This is a genomic window from Serratia sp. FGI94 (assembly GCF_000330865.1).
Classification (GTDB): domain Bacteria; phylum Pseudomonadota; class Gammaproteobacteria; order Enterobacterales; family Enterobacteriaceae; genus Serratia_B; species Serratia_B rubidaea.
Window position 1 is genome coordinate 2,815,321 of the sequence record NC_020064.1, and the last position, 26,875, is coordinate 2,842,195.

Below are 26,875 nucleotides of genomic sequence, written 5' to 3' on the forward strand. Positions count from 1 at the left end.
TCACGTGATAATCCGTTGCCACACTGGGTAAATACGCTCCGGCGTAAAACGCTGCGCCTGCTGCCAAGAAGCCTGCGCAAAGCGTTGCCGCAGCGCGTGATCCGTAATCAGCGCCATCACCCGTTCGCAGAACTGCGGGCGGTCGCCGTCCGGCACCAGATAGCCGTTAACGCCGGACGTTATCAGCTCCGCCGGTCCGGTCGGACAGTCGTAAGCCACCAACGGCAGGCCGAAACTCAGCGCCTCGATCAGTACCATCGGCAACCCCTCATAACGCGACGTCATCAGATACATACTGGCCTGGCGGTAGTAACTCGCCACGTCCTGCGTCGCCGGTAACAAAACGACCTGATGCGCCAGCCCGGCCTGCGCTATCTGCCGTTGCAGCGCCGGCCGCGCCGGACCGTCGCCGACAATAAGCAGTTGCCACGACGGCGCCAACCGGGCGATCTGCCGCCAGGCGTCGATCAGCCGATCAAATCCCTTCTGTTCGGTAAGCCGGCCAATCGCCAACGCGACGTTGCGCCGCTGGCTGCCGTCGGGCGGCTGCGGTGCAAACGGCGAAACGTTTTCTATCACCAAACATTTTTCCGGCCGGAACCAGCGGCCGATCCGCGCACGATCCTGTTGCGTCAGCAAAATCACCCGGTCGCCCAAGGCATATACCAGCAGCTTCAGCCAGCGCATCGGCCATGGATACTGCTGAAAGCTGACGTGTTCACTGAGCAGCAGCCGGCTGTCGGGGCACAGCAAACGCAGGTACGGCGTCATCACCACCGACAGCCGCCCCATCGAGACGATAATGATGGCGTCGTAACGTTCACGGCGCAGCGTCCAGGCCAGGCGCCACGACCAAAACGGCGCACGGTCACCCAGCAGGCGCAGCGTCACCGCCGGCGTCAGCGGAAAAAAAGCCGCCTCACCGGCAGGAGAAAACAGCGTTACCCGCATACCGCAATCGTCGGCCAGCGCATTGGCCAATCCGCTGGCGACGCGTTCGGTGCCGCCTTTACCGGCGATATTCTCAATCACAATGGCAACATTGCGCGGCGTCATTTCACCTCCAAAAACCGTTGCGGGCATGGCGCAGCAGACGGCCACCCAGCGGGAACAACCCCAGCCGCGTCAGGCAGTCGCCATACAGCTTGATCAATTTGAATTTGCCGCTCAGCGAATGCTGAACAATGCGCGAAGAGTAATAGCTGAACGCCTGTTGATTTTCGCTATAGAGGGAAGCCAGCAGATGCTTGCAGGCGAAACCGCTGATATGCCGCTCGCTGGCATGCAGGAAAGCGTCGATAAACAGGTCGCTGGCCTCCAGATTCAGCCGCGCGCTCATCCGGCTGGCGCGGCCAACGTCCAGATACACGCCGCCGCCGGCATCGTGTGCGACCTGAGCCCCCAGATTGGTGGCATTGACCAGAAATCCCCAGTCCTGATGCTTCGCCAGAAATTCAGGAAACAAAAAGCGCCGGTCGCTTTTTTTACGTATGCTGATGGTGGAAGAACGGATATCGCCCATCTCCAGGAACAGGAAGTCCTCCCCGGCGCTGCCGCTCTGATACTGAAAGGCGTAGTCGCGCACCGACAAGCCGCTCACCTCGGCGTAATTGCCGAAAATAATGTCAATGCTGACGTCTTCATGGTGCTTCAGGCGGCGGATAAGATAGTTGGTGGTGAAGTAATCGTCGGCGTCGAGAAAAAACACCACCTCCGCCTCCGCCAGCCGCGCGCCCAGATTGCGCGAAACCGCCGCATTGCTCTTTTGCTTCTTCTCATGCAGCATCACCTGGCTGTGGGCGCAGGCGATTTGCCGCACCTGGGCGATATCAATCGCCTCCGAGCCGTCGTCCACCAGAATCACCTGATAGTCGAATCCCCGACAGGCGGCAAAAATGCGGGAGAGCGTCTTCGGTAAAAAGCCTGCGCTGTTATAAATCGGCATAACAATTGAGAAATCCATTTCTTACCTCAAGGATAATGGTAGGTCATCGCGTTTATCCGCAGTCATAACGGGCGTGGGCAACGCCGACGTCATGCCGTGCACTACTCGGTAAAATAGCCGCCCCACTCCTGATCGATACCCTCAGGCAGCAGACGGGTCATGCCGGCACCGGGCGTAAACGTCAGTTCGCCGAAATAAACCCGCTCGCCCACCTGATAAAAATCAATCCGCAGATAGGAAAACTGCCGCGTCGTCAACCGCGCCAGACGCAGCATCTCCGTCAGCTGCGAGGGTACGGCGGCAGGCTGTTCTGCATTGGGCAGGCCAATGCGAATTTCAGTGCGGTTCCACCGCTCATCGAAAATATCCCGTCGGTGTTCACCAAAGCGCCGGTAATCCACCTGGATAAATATGCGGATCACGCCATCACGGTTGAAACAGTGAAATTTAAGATCGTTCGGCACCTCGCCGTTTTCCAGCAGCAGCCGCTCGACCATAATGCAGGGGGTAATATCGCGGTAGTGGCGCTCGCGACTTTGCTGATAAAAGTTGGCGCGAACCCAGCGCTGAGACTGGTCATATAGCTCGGCATAGCTGACCTGCTCCTTATCAAATACCAACCGGTTATAAGCGCTGCCGTGATTGGCCTTGAGTACAAACTGGCGCGGCAAACGGCGAAAAACGTCGTAACTCAGCTCCGCGCCGTGCGCATACAGCTCAATCAGGTACTCTTCCCCCCAAAGCCCGGCAATAAACTCGCGCACCCGGTATTTATCAGACAGCATGGTGTAAATACCGCGTGGATAAATTTTACGCCGCATCAATTTCTCGCTATAACTGCTCGGACTGGACAAATGCGGCAATCGCTTAAAACGCAGCGCATATTTCACCTGATGGTGCAGCGCGTCAGGCAAACGCCGGACGATCCCTCTAAATAAACGATTAAGCATGCCGCCTCCTTAGCGTGCGAATAAAACGTGGCAGGGCGTAATAACAGGTCAGTAGCAGGCGAACGATCTGCCCGCCGCGGAAAAAAGCGTTTAAAACAAACAGAGAAAGAAATTCGGCCAGCAGCGTCGACAGCGCCGCGCCGAGCAGCCCGTAGTGCGGGATCAGTACGGCGTTCATCGCCGCATTGGCCAATGCCACCAACGGCATTTTCAGCGCAATAAAGCGATAGCCCGCCAGCAGCACCATGTTGCGATACGCCACCGTCCCCAATACGGAAAACAGCGCGGTCAGCGTACAGATAGCCAGGATGCCGGCGGCCGGGCGAAACGCATCGCCGTACAGCCAGATCACCAACGGCATGGCGCCGCCGCTCAGTATCAGCAACGCCGGCAGCGAAATCAGCAGCGCCAACAGGCACAGCAGACGGATACGGTACGCACGCTCCGGGCCGGCGGCGCAGCGGGCAATCCCCGGCATCAGCGACGTTACCAGCGCCAGCGGAATAAAGGTCCAGCCCTGACTCAGCGTCACGGCGGCGCTGTACCACCCCACCGCCTGTGGCCCGAGCAGATTGCCGAGCATAATCTGGTCGATACGGGTATAAATGACGATCGACAGCCCGGCGGTGGCCAGCGGCAGGCCAACGCGCAACAGGTAACGGTCATAGCGCCGCGCCACGCGCGTGCTATATGGCACCGGTGACGACGTTTCACGACGGAACAGCCACAGGCGTGTCAGATACGGCAGCACGCTGGCAATTAAATACGGCACGGCAAACCATACCAACGGCAGCGCCGCGCCGACCAACGCCAGCCGCAGAGCAATGGCCAGCGCTAACGACAGATTATTAATCAACGTATTACGCTTCGCCTGCAGCCGGGCGTCGTAGTAAATCTTGTATACGTCCTGGACGGAAAAATAGGCGCTCGCCAACAACAGCGTGCTCATCCAGATCTGCGGCGTCGGATGATGATAAAAGCTCCATAGCCACAGCGGCAGCGCCAGCAGTAAAAACAGCCGCCGTCGCAGGCGCATGGAGGCAAGCATCAGCCGGACGCCGCTGGCTTGGCGGCGGGCAACACGGTTGAAGATCACGCTGTCGGCACCCAGCTGTGCCAGCGGCACCACGATGGCGATAGTCGCCAGCAGGTAGTTCAGCGTGCCGAACTGCGTCGGCCCCAGGTAACGCGCCACATAGACAGAAACAAACACCCCCGACAGGCTGAGCGACACCCGCTCCAGCATCAGCCAGAACGCATTGTGCAAAATCGCCTTCATACGGCTAGGTCCCTGACGTCACCTCGCCCTCTTCCCGGTGACTTGGGTAGGCGAAGTTGTAATAGCCAACGTCGGCAACGGCCTTTTTCACCACGCCGTTAAGGATTACGCCTTTGACGATTACGCCGTTTTGTTCAAAACGACGCAGGCTGGTTTCAACCTGTTTGATGCTGTTGACCGCAAATCGCACCACCATCAACGACGTTCCTGCGTGATGACCGATAAGCGCCGCATCGGTGACCGCCAGAATCGGCGGCGTATCGATCAGCACCATGTCGTAGCGCTGCCCCGCCCAGCGTAAAAACTCCGTAAAGCGCGGGTGCATCAACAGCTCAGAGGGGTTTGGCGGCACCTGCCCACGCGGGACAAAATCCAGATTAGCCACCGCCGTAGTGCGCACCGACAAACTCGGCTCAAGACGGCCGACCAGTACATCAGACAGCCCTCGTCGCGCGTCATTACTCAGCCAGCGGTGTAAAAAACCCTTGCGCATATCGCCGTCAATCAGCAGTACCCGCTGACCGGCCTGCGCCAGCACCACTGCCAGGTTAATGCTGGCAAAGCTTTTCCCGCTGGCCGGACTGGCGCCGGACACCATCAGAATATTGTTGCTCGCCTCCGTCATGGCGAAGTGCAGACTGGTGCGCAGACTGCGAAACGCTTCGACGGCCAGATCCTCGGGCTGTTCCTGCGCCAGTATCGGCAGCCGTTCACCGCCGGCGCGCGTCAACAGCAGTTGCTGGCTGCGGTTGCGCTTGGTCTGCCAGAGCGATAGCGGCACCGTGGCGTACACATTGATCCCGCGTTTTTCCAACGCGGCGGTGTCGCCGATCCCCCGATGGAAAGCGTTGCGCAGCAACACTATCGCGGCGGCGGTCGTCGCGCCGCCGAGCAGCGCCAGTATGACAACCAGCATTTTCTGCGGCTTGATCGGTTTGATCGCCGTTTCCGCCGCATCGATAATGCGAATATTCCCCACCGTGCCGGCTTTGCTGATGTTCAGTTCCTGCTGTTTATTCAGCAGCTGCATATACACCTGTTGATCAACCTGCACATCACGCGTCAGCCGCAGCACCTCCTGCTGGGTTTTCGGCAGATTCTGCACCTGCTTGCCCAGCCGCGCTTTCTCCTGCTCCAGCGTGGCGCGTTTTTCCAGCAGGGCGCGATATGCCGGATGCGCACGGGTATACAGCTTGGAGATCTCCGACTCTCTGAAGGTCAATTCGTTAAGCTGCGCCTCCAACTGCACCAGCGTATCCAGTACCGACTTGGCCTCCAACGACAGATCTACCGAATCATTTTGCCGGCGGAACTGATTCAGGCGGTTTTCCGCCTGATTCAACGAAGATTGAGTCTGCGGCAGCTGACGCGCCAGGAAAGCCAGCATGCGCTGGGCCTCTTCGGTCTTACGATCGATGTTCTGCTGCAGGTAATTGTCGGCGATGCTCTGCAGAACACGTCTGGCGCGCTGCGGATCTTCGCTCTCCAGCTTGAAGGTCATGATACCGCTCTCTTTGCCGGCCAGAATGATGCTCAGCGCGCGGCGCAGATCGTCAATCGCCTGTTGGCGCGCCAACTTGACGATGCTGAACGTCATCCCCGGTTCGGCGGACAGCGTCGTTACGCGCAGACGCCATGCGCCGTTGTGCAGCGTCTCCCCCGCCCGCCCGCGCAGCAACGTCTGCCCATCCCGACTCAGGGTAAAGCGCTGGTTTTCCCGTACGCTTAAGGTCAGAGGCTCTCCCAGCATATCCGCCGGCACCGCCAGTTCGGCAATCGCCAACTGCGGCAGCGGCTTCCCCTGCAGGCGCGCAATGCCTTTACCCACCAGCGGGAAAGTTTCTGCGCTGACGCGCACCGTCAGCCCCTGACTGTCCACGGTTTTCCCCAACACATAGCGGGAGTTGGCCAGCGCTACTTCATCCTGCGTCGCGGAAAATTGCTCGCCGGCGCTATCCAGCGACTGGCGCAGCAACGACGCACCGCTGGTCGGCTGCTCCACCTGCACCATTGCCGTTGCCTCATACACCGGCGTCGCCAGCAGCGCGTAAAGCCCTCCCAGCAGCCCCGCCACGGCGGTCGCCAGCGCCAGCCGCCAGCGACTGTCCCACAACGAGCCAATCAGACGCTCCCACTCCAGCTTCTCTTCCATCCCCGCTGCTGCGTCGGGTCGCACACTCTCTTTTATCATCGCGGATCCTTGCATCAACCTTTTACCCCTTTACCAGTTGCGCAGTCGCAACGTGGCCTCGCTCAGATCGTTCAAACCGGAAATGGTCGGCACCAATTGGCTAATCAGCCGGTTCCAACGCGTTACCGCCGCCGCGGTGACATACACCACGTCGTACGGCCGCAGGTAAAACTCCGTCCCCATCGCCAACGCGGTAGCATCCGACAGGTCAAACTGGTACAGCGCCGCCAGCGGCGCCCCGTTCTCGTCGCGACCGGGGCGAATAACGAAGACGCCGGTGGCGTCCGCCAGCGTTTGACTGATGCCGCCGGCGTTGCCCAGCGCCTCGGTCAAGGTCATGCCGCTGCGGTCCAGCTTCAGGGTCGCCTGCCTGCCAACTTCGCCCATCACAAAGACTTTCTGGTCGTCGTTGCGCGGCACGTAAAGAATATCCCCCGCCGTCAGCGGCAGATTCTGGCTCAGATCGCCGTACTGCATCAGCGCCTGTAAAGAGATCGCCTGCTCTTTCCCCTGGCTCGTCACGATCACATTGCGCCAGTCAGCCGCTTCGGTCAGCCCACCTGCGGCGTTGATCGCATCCAGCACCGTCAGCGGCACATTGGTGATCGGCTGCTGGCCGGAGACGTTGACTTCGCCGGTGACATACGCTTTTTGCGAGCGAAATGCGGCAATCGTGACGCCCACCTGCGGATTCTCGACAACCTCCGCCAGCCGGACGGCGATCAGGCTGCGCACTTCCTCAAGGGTTTTCCCCGCCACCTGCAGCCTGCCGACATATGGATAAAAAATGCTACCGTCAGTATGCACCCAGTTGCCGGTATCGCTGGCGCTGCGATACTGCCCGGCCGGCGTGGTCAACTCCGGGTGATCCCACACCGTGACGTTCAACACGTCGCCGACGCCAATGCGGTATTGATAACGCTGCCGGAACAGTTCCAACTGCGGATTGGGCCGCGCCGACGGCGCCACCCGCCGCATTTTCGCCAACAGCATCGGCGTCATGCGGTATACCTCCACCTGCGGCGTCGGCGCTGCGGCATCGTCAGCCAGCGTCACCTTATGCTTATCGGCCGTCGGCAAATGAGAACCGGGGAACAGGCTACAGCTGCCAAGCAGCACGGCGGATAGCGCCAGCGTCAGACGGGAATAAACACGATTCATGCAAGCATCCTGCTACAAAAAATTAACGATCGGCAGCCGGCGAACCGGGCGCCCTCCTTGTCCGCCGCGGCTCGCGCCCCAGCAGAAAATAACCGCCGGAACACAGCAAAAATGCGGCCAGCATCAGATTCTCCTGCAGCCCAAGCAGCTCACCGAACAGGCCGAAAGCAGCCAGCGCCATAGCCAGCAGCCCGCTGACTGCCAACGCCTGACGGGCGCAAAGGCCACGGCGCATCAAAATATGGTGGAGATGATCGCGGTCGGCACGAAACGGACTCTGCCGCCGGGCGATACGACGCAGCATCACGCTCGTCATATCCATCAGCGGCACGGCGATCAGCCACAGCGCGCCAACCGGACGCATCACCGCGTCCTGTCCCTGCGTCGCGGCCAGCAGCAGCCACAGCACGGTAAACCCCATCACCATACTGCCGGCATCGCCCATAAAAATTTGATTACGACGCCCCAGGGCGCCAAGGTTAAACATCAGATAAGCCACCAGGGTGGCGATCAAACTCAGGCACCAGAGCACCGCGGCCAGACACCCGCCCAGGGCGAACACCACCACCAGTCCGGCGAGAGTCACGCAGCACAGTATGCCTAACTGACCATCGATACCGTCGACCATGTTGTAAGCGTTGATCGCGCCCCATACCGCCAGCGGCGTCACCAGCAGAGCACCGTAGCCAAGCTGCACCGCTTCATCCCCCCATAAACGCCCCAGCGAGGAGAGCGGCATGCCGGCCGCCAACATCATTACCAGCGCCAATCCGCCCTGCACTGTCATACGCGGCGCAACTGACAGTTCAAAACGGTCATCCAACATGCCCAGCAGCAGCAAGGCCGTCACGCAGCACAGATATGTCTCCATATGTGGTATGCCGTCCGTTTGCCAGAGTGAAAATAGCACCACCGACAGATAAATCGCGATGCCGCCACTTAGCGGGATATGCCCCTGATGCTGTTTGCGGGCGCTGGGCTTATCAACCAGCGCCAGTTTCACGGCAATCCGCCTGGCGATGACCATCAGCAACAGCGTCAAAAAAAACACCACTCCCAGTTGATAAAGCATCACCCCTCCTTGCTCAAAGCAACACGTTGCACCGCGCTCCTGATGCCCCGACGTCAGCATCCTCTTGCGTTAACGCGCGCTAAATTCATGCCTGATGGTTTTAGCGATCGCCTCATCCAAAGCCACTGGTGCGGTAAAATCGCTGCACACGTCGCTTTTGAACTGTGTTCTGGCACAAAATTTCTGCACGCGCACGCGGCTGACAGGAAATTGCCGCCGGGTTATTTTACTCACCAGGTCTAACGCGCCCGCGCCGCATAGGCCCAGCCAATAGGGAATTCGTAACGTTCTGCTATTTTTACCCAGCGAAGCGGACACCGTGCTCACCAGCTGATTCATAGTCAAATCAGGTTTATCGACATAATTGCAGACCTGATAAGCCGCCTGTTGATCGAGTGCATATTCCAGCCGGGCGGCAATATTTTCGACATAGGCCATCGACTTGAAATTATTCCCGCTGCCAATCATGACAAATCGTCCGCCGGCAATTTGGCGCAGCAGGTTATAAACGTTGCCGCGATTACCTTCGCCAAAGACCACCGTCGGCCGGATGATCGCCAACTTGTTCTGCTTATCCGCCTTGCGCCAGGCTTCATAAACATATTCCGCTTCCAGTTTGGATTTGCCGTAATGGTTAAAAGGGGCAAAGGTGCCGTCTTCACCGGTTTCCTGCTGGACAAAGCCGTAGACGGCCACGGAAGAGGTAAAGATCATCTGACGGATGCCCAGCTCCGCGGCCTGTTGGCACAGGTGGCGCGCCCCCTCCACATTCACCTGATAGTAAAGCGCAGTGGGCTGCACGTTATCCCGGTGCTCCGCCGCCAGATTGATCACCGCATCACACCCTTCCAGCGCGTCGCGCAGCGTTTGCGGCTGCGTTATATCGCCGTATTGATAAAGTTCGGGGTAGGCTTCACTCGGATTTTTATCAATAATGCGTAGCGTGATGTCACTGCGCGAATGCAGGCGTTTGACCAAACGCGAGCCAATAAAACCAGAACCACCGATAATAGCTACTTTCCGCTCATCCATAATATTCACTCAGCCTGTTATCGTTATTCCCGCCGACTAATGCAGACGAAAAACCAATGGCGATTAACCATCCTTTCCTTTACAGACTGAACAAATTAATACTCCCTTTCAAATAACAAAAAATAAAATAGCAGCCGCTGTGCTATGTGAAACAGGTTTAAAAGTGAAATTTCTCTTTAGCTAATTTTCTCTTTCCTGTGGAATAAATGCGTTTATCAAATGTTCCGGCAGAGTAAGCTGAATTTCGCCGCGATCCTTTATTTCGTCGTCGCGGTATTGCTGCTGAAACTCTCCCTTTTTAGGATCGATGCACTCAATCGTCACCTGCAGCGACTTGTCTCCCTGATACAGGCATAACAGCGAGTGCGACGCGGGCGCATCGGGATTGCCCAGTTTTAAAGTCAGCATCACCCGCTCCGGGGTGTGCATGCGATTTCCCCCCAGATAAAAGAAAACATTGGCGGTAACTGCACATAGCGTCAGCACGGATACCAACTTGACGGCGCGGATAATCAGCAGGGAAAAACGCCCCGCCCGTTTCTGCGGTGCCTTAAACGGCAGTCGATGCCAAAAGGGGCGCCGGGATACTATTTTTTCCTGTGCCATACCCGGCTCGTGCTCGACACTTTTTTCCGCCGGCGCGGAAGCGCTTTCCAGTATCAAACTTTCAGACAATTCCCGTTGAATATTCCCAGAAGAAACGTAACAAGAACCTAAAATAGGTTCGTCATCATGACTATCATCACTTAGAAAATTAAATATTGCGCGGTTTTCAACCCTGTAACCTAAGCGAGGGATAGTTCTGATAATGGTGTGATCGCTATCGCCTATCTTCTGACGAATCGATTTAATTGTCTGATTTATCGTCGAATCAGAGCAATAGGTGCCTTTCCAGATGCTTTCTATAATTTCCGCCCTGGTCACCAGTTCAGGAGAATTGGCAACCAGCAGAGAGAGTATTTGATACTCCTTCCAACGTAGACGGGTGCTTTTCCTGGAAGGGATCAATACATTGAGATTCCTGATCGTTATTCTTTTGTCGAGATCCACGTTAATTTCCTTAATGAGCCCACTCCTGCACGCGTGGTATAGAAATAAGAAAAAACGAACAAGAAATCAAATGTAAACTCAACAAGTTGGCAAATTTATATTTTCACTCATATAAAAATTCAATTTCACTTATGCTATCAATACACGTCCGTGTAATTTAAATGCTTTTTTCGACCTCGAGGAAAATCCCGTTATCATGAAGAACCCACCCCACAATAAACACGCAACCAATTGAAATTATAAGGAAAAATAAATGAGATCTGAAGAAATGCCTATAATGAAGTTGTAAAATTTCATCCTAAAACCAACAAGACAATACGTTGATAAATTAAATTTTCGACTTAATCCTATTGCAAGTTGATTATGGGAAATGGCAAAGAGCAAGAATGAGACTAATCTCATTGAATGCCTGGAGGACAATTAAATTAAAATGGGGGAAGCTGGGATGCCAATAGAAGTTTAGACGTTACAGGGAAAGACACAAAATGGTTAGCGTAAAAAACCCAACATTCAATAGCGTGTTAAATAATGTAGTAAGCCACTGGGTAAAGGCCTGTCTTTTATTCGGAAACTTACCTATAACCCTATTTAAATTATTTGAAATAACAGGCATTAATTCTATTAATGCAGGTATCCCGCTTAATGCAAAGATACCTGCCGGGAAAAGCGTATTACCCGCGTGCCTTACGTCCATACACCAGCCAGGTGATCACCACGCAAAGTATATAAAACACCAGGAAGACTTTCATCGCCCCGGCCGGCGAGCCGGTCATCGCCAGTGAGGTGCCGAAAGCTTTCGGGATGAAGAACCCGCCGATCGCGCCAATGGCGGAGATAAACCCCAGCGCCGCGGCAGTATCGGTCACCGCTTCGCGCTGCGCCTCTGTGTCGCTGCCGCCGGCGGCCTTAACGCGGTCGACGGTAATTTTACGGAAAATAACCGCGATCATCTGGAACGTGGAGCCGCTGCCCAATCCCGCCGTCAAAAACAGCAGCATAAAGACGCCGTAGAAGGCGATAAAGGAACCGGATGAACCGGCGCTCGGCAGCGTCAGGAACAACAGCCCGGCAAACAGCGCCATCAGCACGAAGTTGATCAGCGTTACGCGGACACCGCCGAAACGATCCGACAGCGCACCACCGACCGGGCGCGCCAGCGCGCCAAGGAACGGGCCGAAGAAGGCATAGTGCAGGATCACCACATCCGGAAACTGGGTCTTCGACAGCATGGCAAAGCCGGCGGAAAAGCCGATAAAAGAGCCGAACGTAGACAGGTACAACAGGCTCAGCAGCCACAGATGCCCGCGCTTGAGCACCGGCAGCTGCTGACGCAGCGACGCCTTGGAGGCCGCCAGATCGTTCATGCCGAACCAGGCCGCCAGCGTGGCGACCAGTAAAAACGGCACCCAGATCCAGGCGGCGTTCTCCAGCCACAGCTGACTGCCGTCCGGCTGCAGGTGGCCGCTGCCGCCAAACAGACCGAACATCCCCAGCGTAATCGCCAACGGAGCCACCAGCTGCATCACGCTGACGCCGAGGTTGCCCAGGCCGCCGTTCAGCCCCAGCGCGCCGCCCTGCTTCGCTTTAGGGAAGAAAAAGCTGATATTCGCCATGCTGGAGGCGAAGTTGGCGCCGCCGAAGCCGCACAGCAGCGCAATAATGACAAAGATATGGAACGGCGTAGCGGGATCCTGCACCACCACGCCCAGCCACAGGCAAGGCGCAATCAGCAGACAGGTGCTGATCGCCGTCCAGCGGCGGCCGCCGAAAATCGGTATCACGAAGGAGTAAGGCACGCGCATAATCGCGCCGGATACCGAAGGCAACGCGGTCAGCATAAACAGCTGATCGGTGGTGAAGTTAAAACCGACCTTATTCAGGTTGACGGCAACCGCGCTGAACAACATCCAGACGCAGAAACCCAGAAGCAGACAGGGAATTGAAATCCACAGGTTGCGGTTGGCGATACGCTGCCCCCGCTGCTGCCAGAACTCACTGTCTTCGGGCCGCCAATCCTGAATAACCGCGCCCGTTTTTTTGTTTGATGACGTTGCGATGTGCGACATAAATAACCTCGAAAGCACGCTGATAATGGCGCCCACCCTAGAGTCCCCCCGGTAGCGCAAAGTTGACATAAATCAAGCCGGGTGCAGGTAGCCAGCGCGGCAAAAAAACCTTAACTCTCTTAGGGAGTAAACGCACTCCGATTTAAATAAGCTTGCTATTCAATTAGCTAGGCGGAAGCCGGCAGCACGGCAAACCTGCTGCCGACGGTCGGTGAAACTAAGGGGTACTTCGTTAGGGGTATGGGGTTATCTGCAGGGATAATGAAAAATAGCGCCGAATTGTTAGCAGAGCCGCGGCGTCTGCGCCCGATCTCCGCTGTCGCCTCGCCGTCGTTTTTCAGGAATCCGCACCCTATGAAATCGTTATTGGCCCCGCTCTCCATCGTTAATCAGGTCGCCGTGCTGATGCTGCTGCTGACGCTGCTTGGTAGCGGCGGCATGGGCATCTCCGCCTGGATGGCGCAAAGCATTCAGGGCAATGCGCATGCCATCAACAAGGCGGGTTCGTTACGCATGCAGAGCTACCGCCTGCTGGCGTCGCTGCCGCTGAACGCGCGCAGCGAGGGGCTGATCGCGGAACTCAGCCGTGACGCCGACAGCCAGGATTTACAGCGTTCAGTGGCGCAGGAAGGACTGACGTCGCAATTTTATGCGCTGCGTGACTACTGGCAGCACACGCTGCAGCCCCGGCTGCGCCAGGCGCAGCGGCCCGCTGACGCCGCCCCTCAGGTAGCACACTTCGTCGGCCTGCTGGATGCGTTGGTCTCGGATATCGATCGTCAGACCGAACGTCGTCTGCAGATGGCAACGCTGGTGCAGTGGGTGTTTATCGCGCTGACGCTGCTGCTGCTGGCCGGCACCGTCTGCTATCTGCGGCGCCGGTTGCTGCACCCCTGGCGCCAGCTGGTGGCGATGGCGATGGCGGTCGGGCGCGGCGATTTCAGCCGACGCTTCCCCCAGCGCGGGCGGCAGGATGAAATGGCCTCGCTTGGCGGCGCCTTGAATGGCATGTCGGACGAACTGTCCACCATGTACACGCGACTGGAGCAGCGCGTGGCGGAAAAAACCGCCGATCTGCAGCAAAAAAATCAGGTATTGCGCTTTCTCTATCACGCCAGCCGCCAGCTGCATACTAACGACCCGATGTGCAGCCGGCTGATGCCGGTGCTCAGCCAGCTGCAGACCTTGACGCCGCTGCGCGCCATGCAGGTCAGGCTGTACGAAAACAACAGTCAGGAGCAGTTTCAACAGCTCAGCAGCCAGGAAGCGCTACGTCCGGAGCATTGCCACAACCCGGATTGCCGCGCCTGTCTGGGTGACGAGCCCCTGGCGGATGAAGGGCCGACGCTCAGCTGGAGCCTGAGCGACAAACTGGGCAACTACGGCCTCCTGCTGGCGCAAAGCCGGCAGCCGCTGAGCGACGAACACCGGCAGTTGGTCGGCACGCTGGTCGAGCAGCTTACCAGCGTACTGGCGATCGAGCGGCAGGTCGACCATCAGCAGCAGCTGATCCTGATGGAGGAGCGCGCCGCCATCGCCCGCGAACTGCATGATTCGATCGCCCAGTCCCTGTCATGTCTGAAGATGCAGACCAGTTGCCTGCAGATGCAGGGCGCGGCCCTGCCGGCCGATAGCCTGGCGCTGGTGCAGCAGATGCGCGAAGAGCTGAACACCGCCTACCGCCAGCTGCGCGAATTGCTGACCACCTTCCGGCTACAGCTGACCGAACCCGGCCTGCTGGCGGCACTACAGAGTACGGTGCGGGAATTTAACGCGCGCCTCGGTATCGACATCGCGCTGGACTATCAGCTCGGGCCGCGCACCGTCCCGGCTTATCAGGCGATCCATCTGCTGCAAATCACCCGCGAAGCGCTGAGCAACATTCACAAGCACGCCAAAGCGACGGAGGTACGCATTCAGGTGACCAACCGTCAGGGGGAAGTGACGCTGACCGTCAGCGATAACGGCTGCGGGCTGCCACCCAACGGTGAACGCCCCGATCATTACGGGCTGATTATTATGCGCGACCGCGCCAAAAACCTGCATGGCCGCTGTGAGATCGTCTCCGGCGACGCCGGCGGAACGACGGTCAGCGTGGTCTTCCGGCCGGAGATCCCGTGAAATAGCGGGAACCACCCCGCCAGCCATTGAACATTTACAGGAGAAGTTATGACCACCGAAGGTGCCGCCACCATACTGCTGATTGACGACCATCCCATGCTGCGCAACGGCGTGAAGCAACTCATCAGCATGGATTCCCGCTTGCAGGTTATCGCCGAGGCCAGCAACGGCGCCCAGGGCGTTGAACTGGCGGAGCAGTTTGACCCAGACCTGATCCTGCTGGATTTGAATATGCCCGGCATGAACGGACTGGAAACCCTCGACCAGCTGCGGCTGACCGCCCTGTCCGGCCGAGTGGTGGTATTCAGCGTTTCTAATCATGAAGACGACGTCGTCAGCGCGCTCAAACGCGGTGCCGACGGCTATCTGCTGAAAGATATGGAGCCGGAAGCCCTGCTGAAGGCGCTGCATCAGGCCGCCGCCGGGCAGATGGTGCTGAGCGAAACCTTAACGCCGATCCTGGCCGCCAGCCTGCGCGACAGCCGCCCGACCGCCGAGCGCGATATCCGCCAGCTGACCCCGCGCGAGCGCGATATTCTGAAGCTGATCGCCCAGGGACTGCCGAACAAACTGATCGCCCGCAAGCTGATGATCACCGAAAGCACGGTAAAAGTGCACGTCAAACACCTGCTGAAGAAGATGAAGCTCAAATCTCGCGTCGAGGCCGCCGTGTGGGTGCTGCAGGGCAAAACCGTCAGTTAAGCGCCGGCACCGGCGGCGTCTGCAGCATTTCCGGCTCGGACAGCGCCTCCTCCCGACCGTCGCCGGCGTTCAGCGGCGGCGTCAGCTGCAGCGTGATCCAGTTAGAGGTCACGCGCTGCTGTTTTTCATCTTCCAGCGTCACCGACAGCCGATAACGGTTTTCCGCCCCCGGCGTATCATCCCAGGCCGGCATAATCACGCTCCAGCCGTGCGGATCGGTATTATTGCGCGGCGGCGTCAGGCTCAGCGTCTGGGTATCACCTTGCCAGCTGACGCGGACGATCTTGTTGCTGGCGCGGATGTCCACCACCAGCTGCAGCGTTTCACCCGGCTGCAGATTCCACGGCGGCGTCGCCAGGAACACCTGCAGCGTCTTACGCTGTTTAAACTCCAACACCGGCACGCTGTTGCGCTCAATCGGATCGTAGCGGCTGCCGCGCAGCGACTTCGCCTGCGCCACGTATTCCGGCGAGATCTGTTTTGACAGCGGTACGCCGAAGCGATAATTGACCGACAGCTCCACGTTATCCTGCGTTTCCCCGCCGTCGCCCAGCTTGTGCTGCGCCTTCAGCGTCATCAGCGGCACCGGCGTATAATTCAGCCCCAGCTGCATTGCACGCGGGTCGCGCTGTTTATTGCCGCTGCCGAACAGGTCAACATTGTCGCCAAGATACTGTTCATAGCTCAGCGTGGCGCCAAGCTGGCGGTAAAACGGCAGGTAGCCCTGGGTGGTAATGTCATAGCCGCGCGCGGGACGGCTGAGGAAGACGCCGTCGCTCTGCTGCTGGCGCATCGCCGACAGCGGCTGGTAATAGTTGGCGGAAAAACGCAGATAATCCCCCCAGGCTTCGGCGCCGACGCTAGCGCGATTGCGCTGGTTCTCCAGATCGCTGTCAAACACCGTGTTGTAGCCCAGCAGCCAGTCGCCGCTGATCCAACGCTGCCCCAGCCCCAGATTGGCCAGCGAACTGTCGGTGCGCTGCTGGAAGCCAAGCTGGCTGTAGGTCAGCAGGCCGTTAACATCGTACAGCGGACTGAACAGCTGCCCCTTGCTGCCGGCAAAATCGCCGTCAGCGGTCAGCGCCAGCGACACATTCGCCGTACCCAGCGGCGACAGCAGATCCTGCGCCTGCTGCTGCAGCAGTCCGGTCGCCTGACCGATGGCGTAGTTCTCCGCCCGGGCGCGCAGCTGCTCCCGGGACACTTTGTTCAGATTACTATTCTCGCCAAAGGATTTGGCTTTGGTCGCCCACTCTTTTTCCCGCGCGCTTTCCAGCACCGTGCTGCCGCCCAGCTCCGGCAGATCGGCGGCGGCATTTTTATTGCGGTTCAGCACGGAGTCGGGCGCCGGCGGGGATTCCGCCGCGGCGGGCAAGACGGGAAGCAGGGGAAGCAACAGACACAGCAGCGACGCCCGGCGGGCCGCGCTGCCGTCAGCAACAGATTTTATTTTACGAAAATGTTGAATCAAAACAGCCATTAAACTCGCACCGCATCCCCGTCCACGGGAGAGGGTTAAACTCACTTTTTGCCACGGTTACTCCGAACCGCAGACCGCCAAAGATGCCTTCACTATAGCACAGGCCGCCGGCCGTAAGCCGTGAGTCGCCGGGGACCAACGGCGAAAGCGCAGCATAGCCCGCTGTCCTGAGAAAACAATCAGATAAAACTCAATCGGCAATGGCATGAAACCTGCTATGCTTCGAACCACTTTGACGTGCAGAGCAGGAGGCTGAGTGGGCCATAAACAACCAAGTAAAGAGCGTTTTATCGGCCTGGAGTGGCTGAGATTTCTGCTGGGGTGCTATGTGATGGTGTATCACACCGCCCACCAGTATCCGCAGATCCGCAGCATTCCGATGCTGGCGGAACTCACCAGCATGGGGTTCTTCGCCACCAGCACCTTCTTTATCCTGTCGGGTTTTCTGCTGAGTCACGTCTATTTCAACGGCAACCAGATGCGCGAACCGGCACGCACTTTCTGGGCCAAGCGTTTCTTTAATCTGTACCCGATTCATATCGCCGCCCTGCTGATCTCCATCCTGACGCTAACCCTGATGCAGTGGTGGGCGATTCCGCCGGAGGGGCCGGGCGCCAGCCTGCGCTTTGTGGTTTACGATACCCACGAGGATCTGGGGGCAACCAACCCGGAAATGTTCCGCCACTATATGACCAACACGCAGCTGGCGTTTAACTCGCTGCTGCAGCTGCTGATGCTGCAGGCCTGGAACCCCTACTTCCTGACCTTCAACGCGCCGCTGTGGTCGCTGTCCACCCTGTTCTTCTTTTACCTGCTGTTTCCGCTGCTGGCGCCGCGCCTGCTGGCGGTGCGAAATAAAAAACTGTGGTTTATTCTGCTGTGGGGGCTGTATCTGCTGCCGCCGATCTGGGTGGTCTGGCACCAACTGTACGGCATGCCGTATACCGGCCTGCTGCAGCGCGGCCCGCTGTTCCGCCTGCCGGAGTTTCTGGCCGGCATCGTCTGTTACGCCATCTTCCGCCAGCGGCGCGCCGACGCCGTGCCGCACGGCGCCGCCTGGCGCTGGGGCTGCGTCGCCTTTATCGCCGTCTGCTTCGTTACCGCCACCTTCCTGTTCACCCACGGCGGCGCCAAATACTGGTACTTCCTGCTGCACAACGGTCTGCTGCTGCCGGCGCAGTGCGCGCTGGTCTATCTGAGCGCGCTGGCGCGCACCCCGGCCAGCCGCTGGCTGCAACACTGGTCGCCGCGGCTGGGGGCCGCCTCGCTGTCGATCTTTGCGCTGCATGTGCCGCTGTTTAACCTGTTCCGCACCGCCGAACAGTGGCTGCGCGGCGATCCGCTGGGCTGCTTCAGCGGTTGGAGCGCCTGCATTGCCGCCGCCGGCGAGGTCAAACTGTCAATTGCCGGCTATCTGCTGTATCTGTTGCTGAGCGTGCTGCTGTGCCTGCTGTTCCAGGAGCGTTTCGTCGTGCCGGTACGCAAGGCGCTGACCCGGCGCTTCCTGCCGGCCAAACGTCAGCCGGCCGGCGACGGCGCAGCATAAGTACGGCAAGGCCCACGCCTTGCCGCTCTATTCGCCATATTTCACCGAATTTCACCTCTTCGTCTTTCCTCTTCACCCCGCCGTCAACCGGCGGCGGGGTGAAACCTGCGTCATTTCACCAAAACTCACATGCGTGCAGGGAGCGGCGGATGTTAGCCTGCACCACGCATTCAGGGACATTCAGGCAACGGAGAACCGCTTATGCCAAACTCATCCGCCGCGGCCGCCGGCGTGCCGGAAACGCGCTTTCCCGCAGCAGGCTGGCTGTTGCCGCCGCTGGCCCTGGCCCTCTGGATCGCCCCCTATATTACGCTGATGGCGTGCTGCGGGCTGATCGCCGCCGTGATGCTGCTGCGCCAACGGCCCAGCCGCCGCCTGAATCTGGCCGCGTTTCTGATCCTGACGCTGATTTCCACGGTGCCGCTGGCGACCAAAACGCTGGAGCCGCGCATGAACGACAAGGTGAGTTATTACCTTGAGATGCAGAACTACAGCGGCTATAGCCTGACGGAGTGGCTGGCGCAGTTTTCCGGCGCGGACTTTCTCTCACACCTGCTGTTCAAACTGAGCGCCATGCTGTTCGGCAGCGGCAACGCCGCCTTCGCCGCCTTCTTTATCCTCAGTTTCTCGCTGCTGGCCCTAGGCGTCTATCGCCTGACGCGGGTCTACTTTGTCGTGATCCTGTTTCTGTTCTGCTGCCAGTACAATTTTCAGGGGCTGTACGGCAATCTGCTGCGTCAGGGACTGGCGCTGTCATTTTTGGTGCTGGCGACGGCGGAACGGCGGCGGGCGCCGATGCTGCTGTGGATTATGCTGGCCTCCCTGAGCCACTTTTCATCCTATCTGTTTCTGCCCTTCCTGCTGCTGCCGGCGCGCTGGCGCACCATCGGCACGCTGCCGGCGCTGGCGACCTTCGCCGCCTGCTATCTGGGCGGCGCACTGCTGATGCCCAAGCTGCTGGCACTGGCCGGCAACGACTTTCTGGCGACGCGCGCCGAGGCCTACGTCAGCGGCAGCTTCGGCAACAATCCGCTGCGGAAAATTCAGATCACGCTGCTGTATATCGGCGTGGTAGAGGCGCTGTACCAGTTTTCCCGCCGCTGCTTCCGCCACCCCGATCACCCGGCGCTGCAGAGCGCCTACGCGGTGCGGCTGATGTTTCTCTATACCTGCACCATCTTCTTCGCCACCAGCGGCTTTGAAGAGGTCGCCAACCGCTACTCGTTCAATATGATGATTTTCGTGCTGATCTTTATCGTTATCATCTGCGGTCAGCTGCGGGACGCCGTCAGCCGGGTGCTGCTGACGCTGCTGTGCTTCAGCCTCGGCGTCGGCTCCTATCTGTACATCAACCTGATCGGCGTGCAGCAGTTCTGGTACGGCGATCTGCAGGCGCTGCTGACCGACAGCCTGCCGACGGTATTCGCCAAGCTGCAGATTAGCGGCGCGCTGATTAGCGGCGCGCTGTAGCGGCGGCGCAGCCTGCCCGTCAGGCCACCCGCCGGCCGACGCACTGCGCCAGCAGTTTTTTCAATTCCGGCAGGCACGAGCCGCAGTTGGTGCCGCACTGCAGCGCCTCGCCCAGCGCCTGAGTACTGCCGCAGCCCTGGCCAATTGCCGCCAAAATCTGCGGCTCGCCGACGCCAAAACAGCTGCACACCGTCCGCCCCTGCGCCAGTTGCCCCGGCGCGGCGCGGCCGGCCAGCAGCGCCAGCCGCTGCGCTCCCGGCGACGGCGCCTGTTCGAAGGCGGCCAGGATCGCCGTCCGGTCGAGCGCTAATGCCTGTCGTCGCGCATAAAACGCCAGCTGCACCACGCCCTGCCGCCAGCCGATCAGGTGATAACCGTGCTGCGACAGCGACGCGCTCTGCAGCGTCAGCCCCTCCAGACCAAAATGCTGCTGCAGCCACGCCGCCCACTCCGTCACCGGCTGCTGCCCAGCCATAATAAAATGCGTCGCCTGCCGCTGTGTCACCCGGCTCCAGTACACGCCGGGCGGCGGCGGCGCAGCGTCGCGCAGGAAAATCTCCGCCTGCCAGCAGACCGGCCAGCGGTCGACGCGCACCGGCGCATGCTTGCTCTCCGGCTGGCCGGACAATGCATCAACCACCGGCGGGATCAGGCTGTCCACCCGCCCCTGCGCGGTAAAACGGTCGTTCCAGTGCATCGGCACAAAGACGCTGCCGCGCGGCTGATCCGCCGTCAGCTGCGCGCGTGCAATCATCCAGCCGTGGCGCGAGGCCAGACGCGTCAGCTCGCCGTCGGCGATGCCCAGCGCCGCCGCATCCTGTGGATGCAGCGCGCAGAACGGTTCACTGATATGGCGCATCAGCCGCGCCGTTTTACCGGTGCGCGTCATGGTGTGCCACTGGTCACGAATGCGTCCGGTATTGAGCACCAGCGGATAGCGCGCCGTCGGCGCATGCTGCGGCAGACGCGGGGTGATCGGCAGCAGCCGCGCCTTACCGTCGGGGTGGAAGAAACGCCCGTCGCTAAACAGACGCCGGCAGCCCGCCGGATGCTGTGCGTTAACCGGCCACTGCAGCGGCGCCATCTGCCGCCAGGCCTGGCGATCCAACCCGGCCAGCCCGCTGATATCGAACGCCCGCGCGCCGTGGTTTTCAAAGCCGGACAGCGCCGCGTGTTCGCTGAAGATCTCGGCCGGATGCTGATAGCCGAACGCCTCGCCGTAGCCCATGCGCTGCGCCACCTGGCTGAGGATCCACCAGTCGGCGCGTGCTTCGCCCGGCGGCGGCAGAAAAGCGCGCTGGCGTGAAATACAGCGCTCCGAATTGGTCACGCTGCCCTCCTTCTCCCCCCAGGCCAGCGCCGGCAGGCGGATATGCGCCAGTGCGGCGGTATCGGTGTCGGCCATCACTTCAGACACCACCACCAGCGGACAGGCTTTCAGCGCCTGCCGCACCCGGTCGGCGTCCGGCAGCGACACCACCGGATTGGTGCCCATAATCCATACCGCCTTCACCGTGCCGTCGGCCACCGCGCGGAACAGATCCACCGCGTTCAGCCCCGGCCGGCGGGCGATGTTCGGCGCCCGCCAGAAGCGCCGCACGCGGTCGACGTCCGCATCGTCGAAGCCCATATGCGCCGCCAGCTGGTTGGCCAGCCCGCCCACCTCGCGCCCGCCCATGGCATTCGGCTGACCGGTTATCGAAAACGGCCCGCTGCCCGCCCTGCCGATGCGGCCGCCCGCCAGATGCAGGTTAATAATGGCGTTGCACTTGTCGGCTCCGCTCGACGACTGGTTTATCCCCATCGAATACAGCGTCAGCCAGTTTTCCGCATCGGCCAGCAGGCGATAGAAAGCCATCACCTGCGCCAGCGGCAGCTGACAGAATGTCGCCACCCGCTGCGGCGTCCAGCTTGCCGCCGCCTGCAGCGCCGCCGCAGCGCCGTCGGTGTGGCGCTGTAAAAAGTCCTCATCCAGCAGCCCCTGCTGCGCCAACCAGTGCAGCGCGCCGTTAAACAGCGCGGCATCGCTGCCGGGACGTAGCGCCAGATGCAGATCGGCGTCGTCGCAGCTGGCGGTGGCGCGCGGGTCGATCACCACCACCTTCAGCGCCGGCCGCTGCTGGCGGGCGCGCACCAGCCGCTGATAGAGGATCGGATGCGCCCAGGCGGCGTTGGAGCCGCACAGGATCGCCACGTCCGTCAGCTCAACGTCCTGATAGCTGCAGGGCACCGCGTCGCCGCCGAAGGCGCGCTTATAACCCACCACCGCCGACGCCATGCACAGGCGTGAGTTGGTGTCGATATTGGCCGCGCCGATAAACCCCTTCATCAGCTTATTGGCGACGTAGTAATCCTCCGTCAGCAGCTGGCCGGAGGCGTAAAACGCCACCGCCTGCGGCCCGTGTCGGGCAATAATCTGCGCAAAGCGCCGGGCGACCGTCTCCAGCGCCTGCGGCCAGCCGACCGGCTGCCCGTCGACCTGCGGCTGCAGCAGCCGGCCGTCCAGATCCAGCGTCTCCGCCAACGCGCTGCCCTTGACGCACAGCCGGCCGCCGTTGGCGGGATGCGCCGCGTCGCCGCTGACGGTGACGCCGTCACCCCGCGTCTCCACCGTCACGCCGCAGCCGACGCCGCAGTACGGGCAGGTGGTGCAGTGCGGCACGCTCACAGCACCACCCCGGCCATCTCCTGCGCCTGCGGCTGCAGCGGCCCTGGTTTGCCGTACACCCAGACCCGATCCTGCTCCACCCGTACCGGCCAGACCTCAAGGCGCAGCTGACTGTCTTCCAGGCTGACGCCGTCGCGCAGGCGGAAACGCTGCTTGTACAACGGCGAGATCACCACCGGTTCGCCCGCGACGTCGCCCAGCAGGCCACGCGCCAGCACGTTGGCCGAACTGCCCGGCTCACGGTTGGCCAGCGCATACACCCCGACGCCCGGCAGGTGGAACAGCGCCACCTGCTGCCCGGCCACCCGGGCGGCGATGCCGCTGTGCGCCGGTATATCGCTCAGTGCGCACACCGGTTCCCACTGCGCCGCGTCTCCCCGCGCCGGCTGCAGCGTTATCACTTCGCCGCGCGCCTCGGCCGGTCGGCGCTGTCCGCGCTCCGGCTGCCACGCGACCGCCTCATCCGGCTGGTCGCTGTTGACGAAGGCGCGGAACTGGCGCAGCTTCTCCGGGCTGGCCAGCGTGGTTTGCCATTCACACTGGTAGCTGGCTACCACCGCCTGCATCTCACTTTCCAGCTCGTCGCCGATGCCGAGACTGTCCTCCAGCACCACCTGACGCAGATAGTCCAGCCCGCCTTCCAGATTATCCATCCAGGTGCTGGTGCGCTGCAGCCGGTCGGCGGTGCGGATGTAGAACATCAGAAAACGGTCGATGGTACGGACCAGCGTGGCGCTGTCCAGATCGCTGGCGAACAGATCGGCATGGCGCGGTTTCATGCCGCCGTTGCCGCACAGATAGAGGTTCCAGCCCCTATCGGTGGCGATAACGCCGACGTCCTTGCTCTGTGCTTCCGCGCATTCACGCGTACAGCCCGAGACCGCCATCTTGATTTTGTGCGGCGAGCGCAGCCCCTTGTAGCGGTTCTCCAGCTCAATCGCCAGCCCGGTGGAATCCTGCACGCCATAGCGGCACCAGCTGGAGCCGACGCAGGATTTCACCGTGCGCAGCGATTTGCCGTAGGCGTGGCCGGTTTCAAAGCCGGCCTCCACCAGCTGTTGCCAGATTTCCGGCAGCTGCTCCAGCCGCGCGCCGAACATATCCACCCGCTGACCGCCGGTAATTTTGGTGTACAGCTGATAACGCTGGGCGATCTGCCCGATGGCGATCAGCCCCTGCGGCGTGATTTCGCCGGCCGGCACCCGCGGCACCACCGAATAGGTGCCGTCTTTTTGAATATTGGCGAAGAAGCGGTCGTTGGTGTCCTGCAGCGGCAGATGCTGCGGCTCCAGCAGGTGCTCATTCCAGCAGGAGGCCAGTATCGACGCCGCCAGCGGCTTGCAGACCTCGCAGCCGTGGCCGCGGCCGTGTTTTGCCACCAGCGCGTCGAAGCTGCGGATATTGCCGACCCGCACCAGGTGGTACAACTCCTGGCGCGAATAGGCGAAATGTTCGCAGACGTCTTTTTTCACCTCGACGCCGCGCTGCGCCAGCTCATGCTCCAGCAGCTGTTTAACCAGCGCCGTGCAGCCGCCGCAGCCGGTGCCCGCTTTGGTGCAGCGCTTAACCGCCGCCAGATCGCCGCAGCCCTGTTCCACCGCCGCGCCGATATCGCCCTTGCTGACGCTGTGACAGGAACAGATCTGCGCGCCGGCCGGCAAGGCGGCCACCCCCAGCGCCTTTGGCGCGTCGCCGGCGCCGGCCGGCAGGATCAGGCTTTCCGGCGCCGCCGGCAGCGGCAGATCGTTCAGCATCATCTGCAACAGCGTGCTGTATTCGGCGCTGTCGCCCACCAGCACCGCCCCCAGCAGTTTTTTACCGTCGGCGGAGACCACCAGCTTTTTGTAAATCTCCGCCGGCCCGTCAACCCAGCTGTAGCTCTGGCTGCCGGCGCTGCGGCCGTGGGCGTCGCCGACCGACGCCACTTCCACCCCCAGCAGTTTCAGTTTGGTGCTCATATCCGCGCCGCCAAAGCGCGCCTCGCCGCCGGCCAGCGTCTCCGCCAGCGTGCGCGCCATCTGATAGCCCGGCGCCACCAGGCCAAAAATCTGCCCGTTCCATAGGGCACATTCGCCGACGGCGAAAATCGCCGCATCGCTGGTGCGGCACTGGTCATCAATCACGATGCCGCCGCGCTCCCCCAGCGTCAGGCCGGATTCGCGCGCCAGCTGGTCGCGCGGCCGAATGCCGGCGGAAAACAGGATCAGATCGCTCTCCAACCGCTCGCCGTCGGCAAAATGCATGCTGTGACGGTGTAACAAACCGTCTTCAATCGCCCGCGTTTCCTTACCGGTGTGCACCGTTACCCCCAGCGCTTCGATTTTCTTGCGCAGCATGGCGGCGCCGCCGTCGTCCAGCTGTACCCCCATCAGACGCGGCGCAAACTCCACCACGTGGGTTTCCAACCCCAGCTGACGCAGCGCGTTGGCGGCCTCCAGCCCCAGCAGGCCGCCGCCCACCACCACGCCGACCCGGGCGCCGTCCGCGCTGGCGGCAATCGCCGCCAGATCGTCCAGCGTGCGGTACACCAGACAGTCCGGCCGCTGGTTGCCGGGGATCGGCGGCACAAACGGATACGACCCGGTAGCCAGCACCAGTTGGTCATAGGCGGTCTCCCGCCCTTCACTGTCCGTGACGCACTTACGCTGACGGTCGATGGCGCACACCTGCAGGCCCAGCCGCAGTTCAATGCCGTAGCGCTCAAAAAAACCCTCTTCCACCATCGACAGCGACTGCGCGCTGCGACCGGCGAAGTATTCCGACAGATGCACGCGGTCATACGCCGCCACCTGTTCTTCGCCAAACACCACGATGTGGTAGCGCTGGTGCAGTTCACGCGCCACCAGCTGCTCCAGGAAATGATGCCCCACCATGCCGTGACCGGCGACCAACAATACGGGCTTGTGCATATCGTTTTTCCTCTCGTTCGCCGTCGCTGCGGCTTCACTTTCTGTCCTGCCGAACAGCAGCGCCGCCGGATCCGTTACCGGGCGGCCCAGCCGTTGCAGATAAAATTGCGCGTCGCCGGCGTCACCGTACAGCAGCACGCCGTGCAGCCGGCCATCGCGCAGCAGCAGGCGGCGGTAGTGCTGCGCCTGCGGATCCTCGGCGTAATGCACCTCATCGCCGTCCGCCGCCTGCACCTCGCCGGCGCACAGCATGTCGATACCGCTGACCTTTAAACGGGTGTTCAGCGGCGCGGGGCGGAAAGGTTCGCTCTCCTGCCCGGCCAGCCGCTGCGCCAGCAGCGTCGCCTGCTGCCAGCACGGCGCCACCAGGCCGAAGGTGGTTTCCCCCAACTGGCTGCACTCGCCGACGGCAAAGATCGCCGGGTCGTCGGTTTGCTGGCGGTCATCCACCAGAATGCCGCGCCGGCACGTCAGCCCCGCCTGCTGCGCCAGCGCCACGGCAGGACGCACGCCGGCGGCGATCACCGCCAGCTCGCAGGTCAGTTCGCGCCCATCGCTCAGTCTGACGCCCTGCAGCCCGCCGTCGCCGTAGAAGTCGCTGACCTGCGTCGCCAGATGGCAGGCAATGCCGCGCGTCGCCAGATTGCTCTGCAGCAGGCCCGCCGCCCGCGCATCCAACTGCCGCTCCATCAGCCACTCGCCCCGGTGCACCACCACCGCTGACATGCCGCGGGCGGCCAGCGCCGCCGCCGCTTCAATCCCCAGTACGCCGCCGCCCACCACCAGCGCCCGCGCGCCCGGACGGCAGCGGCCGAGCATCGCCTCCACGTCGTCCAGAGTGCGGAAGCCGTACACGCCGGGCAGCTCAATGCCCGGGGTCGGCGGCATCCACGGCCGCGAACCGGTGGCCAGCACCAACAGGTCATAGCCAACGCTGCCGCCGCTGGTAATCACCCGCCGCGCCTGTCGCTCCAGCCTCAGCGCCGTTTCACCGTGCAACAGCGTGACGCCATGCTGGCGATACCACGCCGGCGGATGCAGCAGCGCCTCATCGAAGGTTTTCTCCCCCGCCAGCAGCGGCGACAGCAGAATGCGGTTGTAGTTGCCGCGCGGCTCCTCGCCGATCACCGTGATGTCATAACGCTGCGGCGCCAGCCGGCACAGCGTCTCCACCAGCCGCATGCCCGCCATACCGTTGCCGATCACCACCAACCGTTGCTGCGTTGTCATAGC

The 26,875-nt window shown here is 61.0% G+C and carries 17 protein-coding genes; 4 read left to right on the forward strand and 13 right to left on the reverse strand.

What is annotated here, in order from left to right:
• The 10 genes from D781_RS12830 to D781_RS12875 form a co-directional block, all read right to left on the reverse strand.
• Complete coding sequence (locus D781_RS12830) at positions 1-1,056, reverse strand: glycosyltransferase family 4 protein (protein WP_015672763.1); 1,056 nt, start codon at positions 1,054-1,056, stop codon at positions 1-3.
• Position 1,057: 1 nt separating this feature from the next.
• A complete protein-coding gene (locus tag D781_RS12835) occupies positions 1,058-1,963 on the reverse strand; it encodes a glycosyltransferase family A protein (RefSeq protein WP_015672764.1) in 906 nt (301 codons plus the stop codon).
• Positions 1,964-2,046: 83 nt separating this feature from the next.
• Complete coding sequence (locus D781_RS12840) at positions 2,047-2,766, reverse strand: ATP-grasp fold amidoligase family protein (protein ID WP_233494088.1); 720 nt, start codon at positions 2,764-2,766, stop codon at positions 2,047-2,049.
• 121 nt (positions 2,767-2,887) lie between these two features.
• Positions 2,888-4,174 (reverse strand): flippase, encoded by a 1,287-nt coding sequence (locus tag D781_RS12845; RefSeq protein ID WP_015672766.1) that lies wholly within the window; start codon positions 4,172-4,174, stop codon positions 2,888-2,890.
• Between the two features lie 4 nt (positions 4,175-4,178).
• Positions 4,179-6,365, reverse strand: a complete 2,187-nt coding sequence (locus D781_RS12850) for a polysaccharide biosynthesis tyrosine autokinase (protein ID WP_015672767.1) — start codon at positions 6,363-6,365, stop codon at positions 4,179-4,181.
• Positions 6,366-6,395: 30 nt separating this feature from the next.
• A complete protein-coding gene (locus D781_RS12855) occupies positions 6,396-7,526 on the reverse strand; it encodes a polysaccharide export protein (RefSeq protein WP_015672768.1) in 1,131 nt (376 codons plus the stop codon).
• A gap of 22 nt (positions 7,527-7,548) precedes the next feature.
• Positions 7,549-8,598 (reverse strand): UDP-N-acetylglucosamine--undecaprenyl-phosphate N-acetylglucosaminephosphotransferase, encoded by a 1,050-nt coding sequence (wecA, locus tag D781_RS12860; RefSeq protein ID WP_015672769.1) that lies wholly within the window; start codon positions 8,596-8,598, stop codon positions 7,549-7,551.
• 69 nt (positions 8,599-8,667) lie between these two features.
• Positions 8,668-9,630: an NAD-dependent epimerase/dehydratase family protein gene (locus tag D781_RS12865; protein ID WP_015672770.1), complete on the reverse strand. Its 963-nt coding sequence runs from the start codon at positions 9,628-9,630 to the stop codon at positions 8,668-8,670.
• 180 nt (positions 9,631-9,810) lie between these two features.
• Positions 9,811-10,680: a helix-turn-helix domain-containing protein gene (locus tag D781_RS12870; RefSeq protein ID WP_015672771.1), complete on the reverse strand. Its 870-nt coding sequence runs from the start codon at positions 10,678-10,680 to the stop codon at positions 9,811-9,813.
• Positions 10,681-11,351: 671 nt separating this feature from the next.
• On the reverse strand, positions 11,352-12,746 hold the full coding sequence (locus D781_RS12875; RefSeq protein ID WP_015672772.1) for a NarK family nitrate/nitrite MFS transporter: 1,395 nt from the start codon (positions 12,744-12,746) through the stop codon (positions 11,352-11,354).
• 354 nt (positions 12,747-13,100) lie between these two features.
• Between D781_RS12875 and narX the strand changes: the two genes are divergently transcribed.
• Together narX and narL are read left to right on the forward strand one after the other, a co-directional pair.
• The gene (gene narX / locus D781_RS12880; RefSeq protein ID WP_015672773.1) at positions 13,101-14,867 is read left to right on the forward strand and encodes a nitrate/nitrite two-component system sensor histidine kinase NarX; all 1,767 of its coding nucleotides are present in this window, start codon (positions 13,101-13,103) and stop codon (positions 14,865-14,867) included.
• A gap of 48 nt (positions 14,868-14,915) precedes the next feature.
• Positions 14,916-15,569 (forward strand): two-component system response regulator NarL, encoded by a 654-nt coding sequence (gene narL, locus D781_RS12885; RefSeq protein ID WP_015672774.1) that lies wholly within the window; start codon positions 14,916-14,918, stop codon positions 15,567-15,569.
• Here narL and D781_RS12890 read toward each other — a convergent pair.
• Positions 15,562-17,049, reverse strand: coding sequence for a YchO/YchP family invasin (locus tag D781_RS12890; protein WP_015672775.1), 1,488 nt, complete (start codon positions 17,047-17,049; stop codon positions 15,562-15,564). The genes narL and D781_RS12890 overlap by 8 nt on opposite strands.
• Before the next feature lie 256 nt (positions 17,050-17,305).
• Here D781_RS12890 and D781_RS12895 point away from each other — a divergent pair, with 256 nt between their 5' ends.
• Together D781_RS12895 and D781_RS12900 are read left to right on the forward strand one after the other, a co-directional pair.
• On the forward strand, positions 17,306-18,595 hold the full coding sequence (locus D781_RS12895) for an acyltransferase (protein ID WP_015672776.1): 1,290 nt from the start codon (positions 17,306-17,308) through the stop codon (positions 18,593-18,595).
• A gap of 201 nt (positions 18,596-18,796) precedes the next feature.
• The gene (locus D781_RS12900; protein WP_015672777.1) at positions 18,797-20,065 is read left to right on the forward strand and encodes an EpsG family protein; all 1,269 of its coding nucleotides are present in this window, start codon (positions 18,797-18,799) and stop codon (positions 20,063-20,065) included.
• A 19-nt stretch (positions 20,066-20,084) separates the two neighbouring features.
• Here D781_RS12900 and D781_RS12905 read toward each other — a convergent pair whose 3' ends face one another.
• Both D781_RS12905 and nirB read right to left on the reverse strand, forming a co-directional pair.
• On the reverse strand, positions 20,085-22,733 hold the full coding sequence (locus D781_RS12905; RefSeq protein ID WP_015672778.1) for a nitrate reductase: 2,649 nt from the start codon (positions 22,731-22,733) through the stop codon (positions 20,085-20,087).
• Positions 22,730-26,872 (reverse strand): nitrite reductase large subunit NirB, encoded by a 4,143-nt coding sequence (gene nirB / locus D781_RS12910; RefSeq protein ID WP_015672779.1) that lies wholly within the window; start codon positions 26,870-26,872, stop codon positions 22,730-22,732. Before nirB ends, D781_RS12905 begins: the two co-directional genes overlap by 4 nt.
• Between the last annotated feature and the right edge of the window lie 3 nt (positions 26,873-26,875).

Coding starts and splice junctions, on each gene's coding strand:
- D781_RS12830 (WP_015672763.1), bottom strand. CDS start 1,056: ATGACGCCGCGCAATGTTGCCATTGTGATTGAGAATATCGCCGGTAAA.
- D781_RS12835 (WP_015672764.1), bottom strand. CDS start 1,963: ATGGATTTCTCAATTGTTATGCCGATTTATAACAGCGCAGGCTTTTTA.
- D781_RS12840 (WP_233494088.1), bottom strand. CDS start 2,766: ATGCGGCGTAAAATTTATCCACGCGGTATTTACACCATGCTGTCTGAT.
- D781_RS12845 (WP_015672766.1), bottom strand. CDS start 4,174: ATGAAGGCGATTTTGCACAATGCGTTCTGGCTGATGCTGGAGCGGGTG.
- D781_RS12850 (WP_015672767.1), bottom strand. CDS start 6,365: ATGATAAAAGAGAGTGTGCGACCCGACGCAGCAGCGGGGATGGAAGAG.
- D781_RS12855 (WP_015672768.1), bottom strand. CDS start 7,526: ATGAATCGTGTTTATTCCCGTCTGACGCTGGCGCTATCCGCCGTGCTG.
- wecA (WP_015672769.1), bottom strand. CDS start 8,598: ATGCTTTATCAACTGGGAGTGGTGTTTTTTTTGACGCTGTTGCTGATG.
- D781_RS12865 (WP_015672770.1), bottom strand. CDS start 9,630: ATGGATGAGCGGAAAGTAGCTATTATCGGTGGTTCTGGTTTTATTGGC.
- D781_RS12875 (WP_015672772.1), bottom strand. CDS start 12,746: ATGTCGCACATCGCAACGTCATCAAACAAAAAAACGGGCGCGGTTATT.
- narX (WP_015672773.1), top strand. CDS start 13,101: ATGAAATCGTTATTGGCCCCGCTCTCCATCGTTAATCAGGTCGCCGTG.
- narL (WP_015672774.1), top strand. CDS start 14,916: ATGACCACCGAAGGTGCCGCCACCATACTGCTGATTGACGACCATCCC.
- D781_RS12890 (WP_015672775.1), bottom strand. CDS start 17,049: ATGGCTGTTTTGATTCAACATTTTCGTAAAATAAAATCTGTTGCTGAC.
- D781_RS12900 (WP_015672777.1), top strand. CDS start 18,797: ATGCCAAACTCATCCGCCGCGGCCGCCGGCGTGCCGGAAACGCGCTTT.
- nirB (WP_015672779.1), bottom strand. CDS start 26,872: ATGACAACGCAGCAACGGTTGGTGGTGATCGGCAACGGTATGGCGGGC.